We start from the raw sequence: 12,105 nt of genomic DNA on the forward strand, positions 1-12,105 counted from the left end.
GCACAGTCACCGCCAATGCGCAGGGCTTGCTTGGGGCACTGAGACCGCCCCAACCTCCCCTCATCCCTGTGCCCGTCACACGGATCCAGCCTGCCCAAGTCTTTGGGCAGGAAAGACTTTTTCGCCTACGGCAAGTAGGGAATCAGTCACCGCGCAGACGCGCGGTGACTGGATTCCTGTGTGAGGGAGGAAAGGTGTGCCGCAACGCACCTGACGAGAGCGCGGCACCCTCTCCTTCGAGAGCACCGCCCATCCATCACACCAGCGGTCCGCGGCTGGTCGCGATCAGATCCTCCTCCTCGTCCCGCTGACGCCCGCCGAAAGCGGCGGCCGCAGCGGCGATGAAGGCACCGACCAGCAGCGACAGCGAGCCGATCAAAGCCGAGGTTGCCGCAGCCTTGCGGGCCTTGTCGGCAGCAGCCTGTGCTGCAACCTTGGCATCGTCGATCTGCTTCAGCACCGTATCGACCCTTGCACGAGCATCGGCTTCCGGAAGGCCCGTGCGGGCCGAGACGATGCCGGCAATATAGGTCTTGTCGCCGTCAGGCACCGAGCCGTTCGCCGCCCCCTGCAGGAGGATGCGGGAGATTTCGGCAGAGGCCGCACCATTATCCGCGTTGGCGCGGTCGGCGATATTCTGCGGACGCAGCAGCGCATCGGTGAAATAGGAGGTGGGTGCACCGGCCGAATCCGTGTCCGAGGCCGAAGCGGCGGCGGCACCTCCGGCGACACCGGCGGCCATGGCGGCCTGACCGGCAGCACTTGCCCCTGCCCCCGCAAGCGAGGTCAGCGACGAGGCCAGAAAGCCGGCGACGAAGACGGTCGCAAGCGCCCAGCTGAGGAAACCGTGGGCCGTATCGCGGAAGAACACTTCATCCGTGTGCACCGCCGCCCATTTGGTCCTGAGCCGCCCGGTCAGATAACCGCCGAGGGCTGAGGAAAGCCACTGCACGACGACCAGCCAGATGGCCGCGGTGATGCCGACGGTGGCCGCCGAACTGCTTTGTCCCGCCCAAGGCGACACCATGGTGAGGCCGACGCCGGAGCCGAGCAGCAGCAGGATGAGCGTAATGCCCGTCGCCGCCACGGCGCCGCCGATGATCGGTCCCCAGGCGATGGCCGCTACAGAGGATTCGACCGGCATCACACCGGTCTGCCCACCTTCAAGAGGGTATCTGCCTTCAGCAAGAGACATGTAAGCCCCCTATCGCATGAACAGAACGAGAAGAATGACGATCGGCAGGGGGATGCCGAGAAGCCAGAGAAGAATACCGCGACCCATGTGAAAATCCTCCATGATATGAGTGTGTTCGCAAGGATCGAACGCCGGCAAATGCTGTTTGTTCCGAAACGGGGCGCCATGATGCCTGCCCGCAATTCTCAGCCTCGATGGAACAGGCGAGTCCGCCCCGCGTTGGGCTTCAAGAGAAAGGAGCGCTTCATGGCCCACAAGACAAAACCGCTCGTCGAAGTCGCCGCCAGGACCGTGGACGGCCGCGTGCCGCTCGGCATCATGAATACCAGGCAGGCGCTTGACCTGCCGGAAGAACTGGACGTGGAAATCTCCCACCCCGACAAGGAAGCCGGTGTCACCGACCATTTCATCGACAGGGACGAGCTGCGCAAGGTCAGGAAGAAGGCCCGTGGCAAGCAGCGGGCGGACTGACCGATCCGGAAGAATTTCGCGAGGCGGCAAATCGGCTCCGGCGAGCCATTGATACACGCGATCCGCGAGCTATCTCGCCGGCATGGGCATCTTCGGCGAAACGTCACGCAGCAAGGGGCTGCGCCTCACACTTCAGCGGATAGAGCGGGGCGAAGGCCAGAAGGCGCTTGCCGTGCAGTTCCTCTTTACCGTCATCGATATCGCCATTCTCGTCTTCTTCGTGCTCGGCCCCTATTTCCGCGCCGCGCCCACCTATCTCGTCATCGATTACGCGATTGCATTGTGGATCGCCGCCGAGATGGCGGCGCGCGCCATTGCCGCTCCGTCGCTGCGCACCTGGATCCTGCGGCCGATGACCTGGATCGATTTCGTGGTACTGGCGACGCTTCTCTTTCCCTTCGCGCTCTTCAACTTCGCCTTCCTGCGGGTTATGCGGCTCTGGACGATCGGCCGCAGCCCGCTGCTGAGGGTGGCGCTGCGCCGGATGGGCTGTGTCGACCGGATCGATGTTGTCCGGGCGGTCATCAATTTCGTGGTCTTCCTCTTCCTCGTCACCGGCTTCGTCTACACATCCTTCTTCTATAACCTGGAGGGAGGCGAAGGTTTCGTCGATGCGCTCTATTTCACCGTCGCAACCGTCACCACGACGGGCTTCGGCGACATCACACTGCCCGGCACGCTCGGCAAGCTCACCTCGGTCGTCACCATGATTGTCGGCATCTCGCTCTTCGTCCGGCTGGCGCAGGCGGTGGTGCGGCCGCACAAGGTGACCTTTCCCTGCCACCGCTGCGGCCTGCAGCGCCATGACGCCGATGCCGTTCACTGCAAGGCCTGCGGCGAAGTTCTCAACATTCCCGACGAAGGCGCGTGAGCATGGTTGCCCGCGCCTCGTCGCCGGCCCATGTGCAGCTGATGACGGAGATCGGGGTCTGCTGGCGGAGAAGGCGGCAGGAGGGTGGCTGAGCATATCTGAAACGGCGTGCCGGGGCGCGCCCTTGTAACTTGACGTCATCCGCTTGCAGCCTAGCTAGCGCTTGAATCAAACCCCACCCGCAAGAGTTCTCCCCGCAACCGAGGAAAGAACACCATGTCCACCGGCATCATCGAAGGCTTCCAGCGCCACAGCCTCCCGGGCGACGGCGTCGAGATCGACGCGCTCGTTGCCGGCGATGGCCCACCACTCCTCCTCCTGCACGGCTGGCCGCAGACCCGCATGTGCTGGTCGCGCGTCGCACCTGATCTGGCCAGACACTTCACGGTCGTCGTGCCCGATCTGCGCGGCTATGGCCGGAGCGACAAGCCCGAGGGCCGCGCCGATCATCAGACCCATTCCAAGCGCGCCATGGCCCGTGACCAGATCGCAACCATGCGCGCACTCGGCTTCGAGCGCTTTGCCGTCGGCGCCCACGATCGCGGCGCGCGCGTCGCCTATCGCCTCGCCTTTGACCACCCCGAGGCGGTTACCCGCTTGGCGAGCCTCGACGTGATCCCGACGGCCGATATGTGGGCGCGGATGGGCGCCAGGGAGGCCGTCTCCGCCTGGCACTGGTCAATGCTGGCACAGCCGGACGGGCTGGCGGAGAAGCTTGTTGGCGCCGATCCGGAGTGGTTCATCCGCTACATCCTCTCGCATCAGTCGGCTCAGGGTTTTGCCTTTCCGAAGGAGAACATGGCCGATTATGTCGCCTGCGCCAGCGACCCCGGAAGCGTTCATGCCTGGGCCGAAGATTATCGTGCCGGCTGGACGATCGACCGCGAACTTGACGAGCAGGATCGCGGCCGCAAACTCGACATGCCGCTCTTGATGCTCTGGGGCGAACGCGGCACGCTGAAAGGCAAGGATGGTCTCGAGCCCTGGCGAAGCTGGGCGGAGCGGGTCGAGGGCGAAGCCCTGCCCTGCGGTCACTTCATTCCCGAGGAAGCGCCCGACGCCGTCATTGCGCATTTCACCCGGTTCTTCGGCGCAGGCGCCTGACCGTCCTTGTATTGTCTTCGCGCCATCCGGCTTAAAAGCGGCAAGGCCCATCGCAGGCCATCCCATTCGGGCGCGTCGAGCGGATCGGCGAGCGGGTCTTGTCTCTGCTGGCGGCTTTTCCTGTGAAGCTCGTTTGCGAGCATGATCCAGTTGAGAAGCATGATCCTGCCTCCATTTATGACTGATCCAACTGAGCTAAGGCGCCGGCCCCGGCAAAGGTAGACGCGCGGATAAAAGGGGGTTTTCACGGATGAAAGAGGCAAGCTGGGATGACCTGCAGCTCTTCTTCCATGTCGCGACATCGGGCGGCCTGACGGGTGCTGCCGCCCGCACGGGCCTCAGCGCGCCCACCATCGGCAGGCGGATGCTGGCGCTGGAGCGGGCGACCGGGCGCACGCTCTTCCGGCGCGGCCCGACCGGCTATCTGCTGGCCAAGGATGGGGAGACACTGTTCGAGCGCGTTCTGGTCATGCAGGAGGCAGCCGAGGCGATCGCCGACTGGCGCGGCGACGTGCTGACCCTGCCGATCGTCTCGACGGGTGCGGATGCCTGGATGTTATGGTTCATCGCCGGCCACCTGCCCGCCGTCTGGCAGCCGGAAGACAGGTTCCGCATGTGTTACAAGGCGCTCGATACCGGCCTCGACCTGACCTATCGCGAGGCGCATCTGGCCATCATGCAGAGGCGACCCGAGCGCGGCAATTTCGCCACGCGCCGCTCCGTCTCCGTTGCCCACGCAGCCTATCAGGCCAGCACCTTCAGCGCCGCCAATCACAACTGGATCTCGCTAGGAACGGAGATTGCGGTGACACCTGCCGACAAATGGACCTTCGAGCAGCCCGACCACTGGATCACCAGCTGGACGAATACGCCGCTGATGCTGCTCCACCTCATCCGCGGCGGCGCCGGCCGCGGCCTGCTGCCCTGCTTCATGGGCGATGCCGAACCCGGTCTGGTCCGCGCCGGGCCTGTCATCGACAGCCTGACCTATGACATCTGGATCACCGTGCACGAAGACGAGCGCCAGCGGCCGGAAGTGCGCATGGTGATCGACAGGCTAAGCGCGCTTTTTGCCGCGCATGCGGACCTGTTTGCCGGCAAGTCTGCCCGCGTTTGAGGCGCGCTACAGGGCGGCTGGAGCCGCCCCATGCCGCGGCCATTGCGGCAGATGCACGGCAGGGTGCGTGACGACCTCGCCTTCAGCATCCTCGTCACAGGCCGTCTGCAGCTTCATGGCGCTGCCTTCGATCTTGTCGAGCAGATTCTGAACCTCATCGAACCGGCCGAGAAGGCGGTGGGTGAGTTTCCTGAATTTCCGTTGGGACATTGATTGCCTCCTTTGATCCGGAACGCGGCGGATCGCAGAAAGTTCGGAGGCGAAGAGCGTTTGTCAGGACCTACCGCACAGATTGAAACGGCATAATACCTGGCGCCCTCAAAGCCCCAAACGGGAACGAACTCCGCCCCTCCGATGTTATCCGGGCAACAATCACCGGATCAGGCAGGCCCATGAGACTATTGATGATGTTAATCCTGGCGCTGATGATCACATCCGTCGTCGGCATATTGGGCGTGCAGATGTTCGGCGGTAGCGGCCAGAGCGATAAGCCGCCGGCGGTCATCCAGCAGCCCGAGCCGAAATAGCACCCTCACCGCCCCATCAGCTTGCCCATCACCCGCTCGGTCAGCCGGTCGCATTTCCAGCCGGCAAAGGGAAACGCATCGAGCGCGATCGGGCCGATCAGCTCGTCGAGCTGGCGGCGCAGCAGCGCGCGCGCCCGGTGCAGCCGGCTGCGCACGGTTTCGGGCTTGAGGGAGAGCAGTTCGGCGGTCTCCTCGACGCTCATCTCCTCGATCACTCGGGCGATGAAGACGAGGCGGAATTCTTCCGGCAGGCTGTCGGTCGCCTCTTCCACGAGTTTCAGGATCTGTCGCTGCGCCATGGTGGTCTCGGGATTGTCGATGGGCGAACCGGTGGGAAAATCGAGGATGCGGCTTTGCATCCGGGCGGTATCAACGGGTACTTCGGGCGTGCGGCTCGCTTTGCGAAGCCTGCCGAGCGCCTCGTTCATGACGATACGCGTGAGCCAGGTGGAAAAGGCGCTGGCGCCCTGGAAATCACCAAGGTGGCGGAAGGCCTTGAGATAGGCATCCTGCAGGGCATCCTCCGCCATCGCATCATCGCGCAGGATGCCGCGGGCAATGCGGAACAGCCGGCGGTTATAGCGCCGCATGATAGCCCGGAAACCCTCGGGATTGCGCGCCAGCGCCATCGCCACCAGCTCCGGGTCGCTTCTCTCTGCTGCCGCTCTTTCCACCTGCTGCGCCATGGCTCAATCCTTTTTCGCATTAGATGCGGGCCTTTTTCGCATTGGATGCCGGGGCAGGATAAAGGTTCCCCACATCCGGAAAAATCTTTTCGGGAACGTCTGCCCGATGCCGGCATCCAATCCTGCGTAGGAAACATTGACCGGCGGTATCAGCCGGATGGAGGACCAGATGCAGAAACACCTTATCGCCGCGCTCTCGGCTTTCGCGCTCTCCGCCCCCGCGGCTTTTGCCGCCGGCGCAGCACCCACCGATCCGCAGATCGCCCATATCGCCTACACGGCCGGCGTCATCGACATCGCGGCGGCCAAGCAGGCGGTCGAGAAATCCAAAAACAAGGAAGTCGTCGCCTTCGCCAACGATATGATCCGCGACCACGAGGCCGTCAACAAGCAGGCGCTCGATCTCGTCAAGAAGCTCAAGGTGACGCCCGAGGACAATGATACCAGCAAATCGCTGACATCGGCGGCCGAAAAGGAGCGGCAGAAACTCTCCAAGCTCAAGGGTGCCGCCTTCGACAAGGCCTATGTCGATAATGAAGTGGCCTACCACAAGCAGGTCAACGAGGCGCTGAAGACAGGACTGATACCGGCAGCCCAGAACCCTGACCTGAAGGCCCTGCTCGAAACCGGGCTCAAGCTCTTCGAAGGCCATGAGCAGCATGCCGAGCATGTTGCCTCGATGCTGAAATGACGGTCTTGGCCATTCTGCCGAGACTCTGCCTTGCGGCCGGCCTTTCCCTTTGCGGGACGGCCGCAAGCGCCGCCACGATCGAGGTCACGATCGAAAAGCTGGAGTTCAGGCCCGCGGTGGTCAAGGCGCGGCCGGGCGATACGATCCTCTGGCGCAATAAGGATGTGATGGATCACACCGCAACATCCAAAGGGAGTTTCGACGTGGTGATCCCGGCGGGCAAGTCGGGGTCGACAGTCGTCAAGAGCGACGGCGCGTTTGATTATGACTGCCGCTATCATCCCAATATGAAGGGGCGGATCGAGGTGGCTCCATAGGGGCGGATGGAACGCCCTCGCCCCTCAAACGACAGCCGAACCCCTCGCACCGATCGGGTTGCGCCGGAAAAGCTCGCCGACCAGCCAGCTGTCGAGATAGGCGCGCACTTCCACGATCGTCCCGCCCGAGAAGCGGCAGAGCCAGCAATAGCGGTTGTCGAAGCGCATGCCGTCGCGGGCGGTCGCCATGGAGCGCAGTTCGACGATCGCCCAGTCGCCGTCGATGAGGATATTCTCCGTGGAAAGCTGCGTGCCGTCGGGCAGCACCTTGTGCAGCTTGGCGAAGGTGCCGGCGAGGAATTCCTGTTTGGAATGGTAGTGGCCGGCGAGCGGGTGCGTGCCCATGACCGTCCAGTCGACGTCTTCGGCCACCTTAGCGAAGAAGGCGGCGCCGTCGCCCTGTTCCAGATGGGCGAAGAGGGCTGCGATTTGCTGTTTGTTCATGGCGCGTCTCCCCCAGGATGGTCGCGGGATGCACGGATTGATAGCATGAGTTAGCTGGTGCTGAAATAGCGGGATATTTGCTTGCGGCAGAGATCAATCCCCTCACCGCCAAAGCTTTGAAACTGCATATGCATCCATCCAGCGCCAGACCCAGGCCATGGCGAACATCGTCAGCAGCCAGCCCAGCACGACGTCCGAAAGGAAATGAGCGCCAAAAATCACGCGATTGAACGCCACAAACAGCAGGCAAGGCACCAGCACTATCGCGGCCGCCCACCTGAACCTGGCGGGCACCAGAACCAGCAGCGACAGTGATGCCGCAGCTGCGGAAGCCTCGCCGGAAGGGAAGGAGCAGTTGCGGCTGCACGCGGCGGAAACCTGCCACACCGGCGTAAAATCCATGGTCCCACCGAACTCGACAAGCTCGCGAGGCCGTACACGCCCGATGAGAACCTTGAGCGTTTGGACCGTGAGGAGCGGGCCTGCGGCAAAGCTCAGGAGGACGAACAAGGGTTTGTGCGGCGAGCAGAACCGCATGCGTCCCGACGGGAGCCGTTGCAGCGCGATCAACACGATCATCGAGCCGATAAGATAGGGCTGTGCGAGGCGGCTGATATCCCTTACCTCACGCAAGAACGGATCGTCGGCCAGAATGAAGATCCCCCCGCTGACAAACCAGCGCGAGACCATGAGATCGAGATTGGGAAAGGCAACAAAGACGAAACTGACCCACACGATCGACGTACCGATCGCGGCAATCGCCCGGTCCGCCGTGGATGGCGTTGCCGGCAAGGTCACGCCGCTGGAGGCAGAATTCCAGTCATCGAACACAAATTTTCGCAAGCCGGTATCTCCGAATGCTACAGCATCGGCCCGAAAATCGGAATCGATTTTCGGAACGGCTGATGCGTCAAATCAAAGGGTTAGAGCGTCCTTTGTGCGTCCGAACGGACGCACGGCGCTCTAGTCGGGCGGCAAGCTGGTTTCGAATTGTCAAGAAATGGCGAGGAAGGGATCAAGGCGCTGTTGAGAAGAGGTTGCCCGGCTGCTGAAAGCGCGCTTGCAAATTGCAGAAATCTCGCTTGTCCGCGATAGTGGGCGCCCGGCGGCAAAGCCGGCAAAGACAATTGAACAACTGCAGGGCATTGGGGTGGATAACAGTCTCGTTCTGATCGTTGAGGATGAACCGGCAATCGCGCAGATATTGGAAGCCTATTTGTTGCGTGACGGGTTCCGTACCGTTCGCGCCGGCGACGGCGAAATAGCGCTTCAACATCATGCCCATCTGAAACCCGATCTTGTGCTGCTTGACGTGCGCCTGCCGAAACTCGACGGTTTCGACGTGCTCGCGCGCCTGCGTCAGACAGGATCAACGCCGGTGATCATGGTGACGGCTATTGCCGATGACATCGACCGATTGAGCGGCCTGCGTCTTGGCGCCGATGACTATGTGGTGAAACCGTTCAACCCGCAGGAGGTAGTTGCCCGGGTCAAAGCCGTCTTGCGCCGGACGCGGGGAGAACATGCCAACGTCATCAAGCGGTTTGGGACTATAGAGGTCGATTTCACCAGCTACACGGCGTTTGTCACCAGGGACGAGTGCCGCACGCATCTATCCCTGACGCTCAGTGAATTTCGAATTCTCGCCTATATGATACGCCATCCGACCCAGGCTTTCGCGCGCGCCGATATTCTCGACGCCTGCCTGCCGGAAAGCGACGCTCTGGTGCGCACTGTCGACACGCATATTTCCAACCTTCGGCGCAAACTGGAAGATATGGGGCAGAACGGCTTCTTTCCTGCCGTAAGGGGAATTGGCTATCGTTTTTCGGATCCGAGATGAAGATATTCAGGCTCCCCTCGCTGCCGCTTGCGACGGTCACCGCTGTCATCATCGGAGTGATGCTGCTTCTCAGCGTCGGCATGACCTATCTCGGGGCCATCTGGTATTCCACCTATCTCGAGGAAAGCATCATTGAAAACCTGCCGCCGAGAGCCGCGGCTGCTTATCGCGATCTGGACAATGGCGTCGTCCCCGACCAGGATTCGCTCAAGCTCCTCCTCGCTAACCTCAATGGGCTGCAGGAAGAACAGACAGATTTCCAGCTCCAGATCCTGATTCTGACCTGCGGCCTGCTTTCGGCCCTTGTCTGCGCCATTATCGGGATATTCCTGGCGCGACAGATCGCAAGGCCTCTCGCAGAACTCACATCTGCTGCCGAAGGCCTGAAATCCGGCGACTTCTCAGTGAGCGTCGCTGCCTCGCGCCACACCACCCGAGAGGTCTCCAGTCTTCTGGATACTTTCAATGCGCTCTCAGCCAGCCTCGACAGCATGGAAAAAAGGCTGCGCTTCAACAACATGGCGGTCGCGCACGAATTGCGTACGCCACTGACGATCCTGCGGGGTTCATTGCAGGGCATGCTCGACGGCGTCTTTCCAATGGACCGGAAGATGATCTCCGATCTCCTGGTTCAGGTGGAAGGTCTCGGGAGAATTGTTGAAGATCTGCGCACCCTGTCGCTGGCGATCGGCCAGAAACTCGTCATGGAGCGTGAACGGACCGACGTGTCGCAGGTGGTAGAAGCGGTGCTGACATCGGCCAAACCCATGCTGGAGACCAGCACGCTGACGCTCGAAACCGGTCTGCAGCCCGCCTTTATATCGGTGGACTCGCCGCGTATTCGCCAGGCCGTGCTGGCGCTTCTGGAAAATGCCAGCCGCTACGCGGCAGACGGCAATTGGCTGCGGTGCGAAACAGAGCAATTCCCGGATGAGAGCGTCGTCATCCGCTTTCTGGATCGAGGTCCCGGATTTCCGCAAGGGCTGGATGCCGTGGCCACGAACCCCTTCTGGCGAGGTGATCCCTCCCGATCTCGTGCAACGGGCGGCACAGGACTGGGACTATCGGTGGTGCAGGCCATCGCGGTTGCCCATGGCGGGCATCTTGAATTCGCCAACCGGGAAGGCGGTGGCGCGATGGTCGCAATCCACCTGCGTCCGGCATAACGCGCAAAGACCCGACCGCCATTTAGAATGGTCGCTGATAGCCTTCCTGCAAGATCTCCCCCGGCCTGAGATCATGGCCGGCAAAGTTGCCATTGCACCCACCGCGCCCCAGGCGGGGCATGCTCAATGGAACAGTTCGCCGATCGTGTGGAAACGCGATTTGCTCCGGCTGCGCCTGTCCGTTCCGCCGGTTGCGGAATTAGGCACCCTGAACCCATAGGTCTCTTCAGGATCGGCAGAGCGCTCGGCCCAGAACGCATCGATCGCCGACAGCATCATGGACCGCCGTTTGCGGCGGCGGTACTGGATCGGCTGCCTGGCCCGCGACACGGCCAGGAAATGCGGCATACCGCCTTCGACGGTCAGCCCCTGCAGCAGGATCAGGATCGCCTCCTTCGGGCGAATTCCCAGGAGATCGCGGGTCGCCTCGACGATCAGCCGCTTTCCATTGCGGGGCCCCTGCATGCTGCCGATGACAAAGGTGTAGCCGCCCTGAGACCCCTGGCGAAGGAATGTGAACCTGCCTGTGCACAGGAGAGCCTTGTCGCGCATACGGACGAGCTCGATGGCGAAGGCACCCTCGTGACGTCCGCCACAAAGATCGGCCAGTGCGATGCGGCACGTATAGGCCTCATTGCGGCCGTTCACGACGCCCATGTCCAGCCGTTCCCCCTGCCACAGCCTCATCATGGTTTCCCTGGCCAGGATCTTTTCCGCAACAAGGAAATGGTCAACGAGACGTGCAAGCCGCCCGGAATTGTGCATTCCGTAAACCAGGAATTTCGACAATGGCTTCTGCAGCAACGCGTCATGCGGGGCCGGAAACCCTCGTGCTGCGGCAAAACCCGCGAGGAAGCGCCACCAGCTGATAGTCAGGATCGGATGGGCGGCAAAGCGAAACCAGAACAGAACGCCACGCTTCCAACGGGCCCGCAGAACGAAAGTCAGTATTCTCCAGAGCAAGAGAAATCGGAACTGCCGTGGTTCATCAGTAATTTCGGGCGCTGAGTACCGACGAGGAGTGGCGGAAATCTCGCCTTTTGCCGCTGCAGTGATCAATTCATTCTGGATCATATTTTAAGCCCGACGAGTATGGTTGCGGCCAACCATCTGCGGCGGAACTATCAAGATCGTGGCAAGAAACCGTGGTCATCGCGGGGGGAACTGCGGATCAGATCCCCTCGGACATCAGCATCATCTTTCTATTCTCAATGGCATACCGCGGAGCCCGCCAGGCTCGACTTTGGTGCCGTTTCACAATCATGGCCTCACGCACGGAATCCATGACAGTCCCGGCCTTGTGCCGTGTGACACCCCCACAACCTTTCACCCGTAACGCTGCCTCCACAATGCCGAACCGGCTGGAGGCCACCACCCCTCCTCCACCCGGTCCAACCGCTCACCCCTCACGATCGGATGCCCCTCATGTGCATGTTCTCCTCGCCGCCGAAAGCCGAGCCGCCGCAGGCGCCACCCGAATACGCCCAGCAGAAGACGCCTGATTATGCCGCGGCCCAGTCCGCTGCCGCACGCCGCGCCTCCGAAAAGGTGAAGGGTGCGCCGTCCACCATCCTCACCTCGCCTTCGGGCGCGCCGCCGCTTGCCGATACGCAGTCGCCGGCGCTCTCGGGCAATGCGCTCAAGAAGACGCTGCTCGGGCAATAAGGGCGGAT

At 62.2% G+C, this 12,105-nt stretch carries 16 protein-coding genes; 10 read left to right on the forward strand and 6 right to left on the reverse strand.

Features of this window, described 5'->3' with window-relative positions:
* Nucleotides 1–256: 256 nt before the first annotated feature.
* Entirely contained in the window at nt 257–1,195 is a 939-nt protein-coding gene (locus AB8B33_RS12030) for a hypothetical protein (RefSeq protein ID WP_439015536.1), read from the reverse strand.
* Nucleotides 1,196–1,441: 246 nt separating this feature from the next.
* Here AB8B33_RS12030 and AB8B33_RS12035 point away from each other — a divergent pair, with 246 nt between their 5' ends.
* From AB8B33_RS12035 to AB8B33_RS12050, 4 genes are all read left to right on the forward strand, one after another.
* Nucleotides 1,442–1,666 (forward strand): hypothetical protein, encoded by a 225-nt coding sequence (locus AB8B33_RS12035; protein WP_113325323.1) that lies wholly within the window; start codon nt 1,442–1,444, stop codon nt 1,664–1,666.
* Nucleotides 1,667–1,748: 82 nt separating this feature from the next.
* Nucleotides 1,749–2,537: a potassium channel family protein gene (locus AB8B33_RS12040; RefSeq protein ID WP_439015537.1), complete on the forward strand. Its 789-nt coding sequence runs from the start codon at nt 1,749–1,751 to the stop codon at nt 2,535–2,537.
* Between the two features lie 216 nt (nt 2,538–2,753).
* Nucleotides 2,754–3,641 carry an alpha/beta fold hydrolase gene (locus tag AB8B33_RS12045; protein ID WP_439015538.1) on the forward strand — a complete coding sequence of 296 codons (888 nt, stop codon included), beginning with the start codon at nt 2,754–2,756 and terminating at the stop codon, nt 3,639–3,641.
* Nucleotides 3,642–3,891: 250 nt separating this feature from the next.
* On the forward strand, nt 3,892–4,758 hold the full coding sequence (locus AB8B33_RS12050) for a LysR family transcriptional regulator (protein ID WP_439015539.1): 867 nt from the start codon (nt 3,892–3,894) through the stop codon (nt 4,756–4,758).
* Nucleotides 4,759–4,764: 6 nt separating this feature from the next.
* Here AB8B33_RS12050 and AB8B33_RS12055 read toward each other — a convergent pair whose 3' ends face one another.
* On the reverse strand, nt 4,765–4,968 hold the full coding sequence (locus AB8B33_RS12055; RefSeq protein ID WP_439015540.1) for a hypothetical protein: 204 nt from the start codon (nt 4,966–4,968) through the stop codon (nt 4,765–4,767).
* A gap of 194 nt (nt 4,969–5,162) precedes the next feature.
* Here AB8B33_RS12055 and AB8B33_RS12060 point away from each other — a divergent pair, with 194 nt between their 5' ends.
* Nucleotides 5,163–5,285: a hypothetical protein gene (locus AB8B33_RS12060; RefSeq protein WP_310386355.1), complete on the forward strand. Its 123-nt coding sequence runs from the start codon at nt 5,163–5,165 to the stop codon at nt 5,283–5,285.
* 5 nt (nt 5,286–5,290) lie between these two features.
* Here the strand turns inward: AB8B33_RS12060 and AB8B33_RS12065 are convergent, their stop codons facing one another.
* Complete coding sequence (locus tag AB8B33_RS12065; protein ID WP_439015541.1) at nt 5,291–5,971, reverse strand: RNA polymerase sigma factor; 681 nt, start codon at nt 5,969–5,971, stop codon at nt 5,291–5,293.
* Nucleotides 5,972–6,140: 169 nt separating this feature from the next.
* Here AB8B33_RS12065 and AB8B33_RS12070 point away from each other — a divergent pair, with 169 nt between their 5' ends.
* Nucleotides 6,141–6,662, forward strand: coding sequence for a DUF4142 domain-containing protein (locus AB8B33_RS12070; protein ID WP_439015542.1), 522 nt, complete (start codon nt 6,141–6,143; stop codon nt 6,660–6,662).
* Nucleotides 6,659–6,979, forward strand: a complete 321-nt coding sequence (locus AB8B33_RS12075; RefSeq protein WP_439015543.1) for a cupredoxin domain-containing protein — start codon at nt 6,659–6,661, stop codon at nt 6,977–6,979. The genes AB8B33_RS12070 and AB8B33_RS12075 overlap by 4 nt, the downstream gene beginning before the upstream one ends.
* Nucleotides 6,980–7,003: 24 nt before the next feature.
* Here the strand turns inward: AB8B33_RS12075 and AB8B33_RS12080 are convergent, their stop codons facing one another.
* Together AB8B33_RS12080 and AB8B33_RS12085 are read right to left on the reverse strand one after the other, a co-directional pair.
* Complete coding sequence (locus AB8B33_RS12080) at nt 7,004–7,423, reverse strand: nuclear transport factor 2 family protein (RefSeq protein WP_439015544.1); 420 nt, start codon at nt 7,421–7,423, stop codon at nt 7,004–7,006.
* 102 nt (nt 7,424–7,525) lie between these two features.
* Nucleotides 7,526–8,266: a phosphatase PAP2 family protein gene (locus AB8B33_RS12085; RefSeq protein ID WP_439015545.1), complete on the reverse strand. Its 741-nt coding sequence runs from the start codon at nt 8,264–8,266 to the stop codon at nt 7,526–7,528.
* A 307-nt stretch (nt 8,267–8,573) separates the two neighbouring features.
* Here AB8B33_RS12085 and AB8B33_RS12090 point away from each other — a divergent pair, with 307 nt between their 5' ends.
* Together AB8B33_RS12090 and AB8B33_RS12095 are read left to right on the forward strand one after the other, a co-directional pair.
* Nucleotides 8,574–9,266, forward strand: coding sequence for a response regulator (locus AB8B33_RS12090; protein ID WP_439017244.1), 693 nt, complete (start codon nt 8,574–8,576; stop codon nt 9,264–9,266).
* The gene (locus tag AB8B33_RS12095; protein WP_439015546.1) at nt 9,263–10,432 is read left to right on the forward strand and encodes an ATP-binding protein; all 1,170 of its coding nucleotides are present in this window, start codon (nt 9,263–9,265) and stop codon (nt 10,430–10,432) included. Before AB8B33_RS12090 ends, AB8B33_RS12095 begins: the two co-directional genes overlap by 4 nt.
* 123 nt (nt 10,433–10,555) lie before the next feature.
* On the opposite strand, the gene AB8B33_RS12100 is transcribed toward AB8B33_RS12095, so the two are convergent.
* Nucleotides 10,556–11,395: a DUF535 family protein gene (locus tag AB8B33_RS12100; RefSeq protein ID WP_439015547.1), complete on the reverse strand. Its 840-nt coding sequence runs from the start codon at nt 11,393–11,395 to the stop codon at nt 10,556–10,558.
* Between the two features lie 462 nt (nt 11,396–11,857).
* On the opposite strand from AB8B33_RS12100, the gene AB8B33_RS12105 reads away from it, so the two are divergent.
* Entirely contained in the window at nt 11,858–12,097 is a 240-nt protein-coding gene (locus tag AB8B33_RS12105) for a hypothetical protein (protein ID WP_439015548.1), read from the forward strand.
* The last annotated feature ends 8 nt before the right edge of the window (nt 12,098–12,105 follow it).

This window comes from Rhizobium sp. 768_B6_N1_8 (assembly GCF_051811225.1).
Classification (GTDB): domain Bacteria; phylum Pseudomonadota; class Alphaproteobacteria; order Rhizobiales; family Rhizobiaceae; genus Rhizobium.

What these genes read in the sequence shown, in the direction of transcription:
- AB8B33_RS12030 (WP_439015536.1), bottom strand. Translation starts at nt 1,195, where the DNA reads ATGTCTCTTGCTGAAGGCAGATACCCTCTTGAAGGTGGGCAGACCGGT.
- AB8B33_RS12035 (WP_113325323.1), top strand. Translation starts at nt 1,442, where the DNA reads ATGGCCCACAAGACAAAACCGCTCGTCGAAGTCGCCGCCAGGACCGTG.
- AB8B33_RS12040 (WP_439015537.1), top strand. Translation starts at nt 1,749, where the DNA reads ATGGGCATCTTCGGCGAAACGTCACGCAGCAAGGGGCTGCGCCTCACA.
- AB8B33_RS12045 (WP_439015538.1), top strand. Translation starts at nt 2,754, where the DNA reads ATGTCCACCGGCATCATCGAAGGCTTCCAGCGCCACAGCCTCCCGGGC.
- AB8B33_RS12050 (WP_439015539.1), top strand. Translation starts at nt 3,892, where the DNA reads ATGAAAGAGGCAAGCTGGGATGACCTGCAGCTCTTCTTCCATGTCGCG.
- AB8B33_RS12055 (WP_439015540.1), bottom strand. Translation starts at nt 4,968, where the DNA reads ATGTCCCAACGGAAATTCAGGAAACTCACCCACCGCCTTCTCGGCCGG.
- AB8B33_RS12060 (WP_310386355.1), top strand. Translation starts at nt 5,163, where the DNA reads ATGATGTTAATCCTGGCGCTGATGATCACATCCGTCGTCGGCATATTG.
- AB8B33_RS12065 (WP_439015541.1), bottom strand. Translation starts at nt 5,971, where the DNA reads ATGGCGCAGCAGGTGGAAAGAGCGGCAGCAGAGAGAAGCGACCCGGAG.
- AB8B33_RS12070 (WP_439015542.1), top strand. Translation starts at nt 6,141, where the DNA reads ATGCAGAAACACCTTATCGCCGCGCTCTCGGCTTTCGCGCTCTCCGCC.
- AB8B33_RS12075 (WP_439015543.1), top strand. Translation starts at nt 6,659, where the DNA reads ATGACGGTCTTGGCCATTCTGCCGAGACTCTGCCTTGCGGCCGGCCTT.
- AB8B33_RS12080 (WP_439015544.1), bottom strand. Translation starts at nt 7,423, where the DNA reads ATGAACAAACAGCAAATCGCAGCCCTCTTCGCCCATCTGGAACAGGGC.
- AB8B33_RS12095 (WP_439015546.1), top strand. Translation starts at nt 9,263, where the DNA reads ATGAAGATATTCAGGCTCCCCTCGCTGCCGCTTGCGACGGTCACCGCT.
- AB8B33_RS12105 (WP_439015548.1), top strand. Translation starts at nt 11,858, where the DNA reads ATGTGCATGTTCTCCTCGCCGCCGAAAGCCGAGCCGCCGCAGGCGCCA.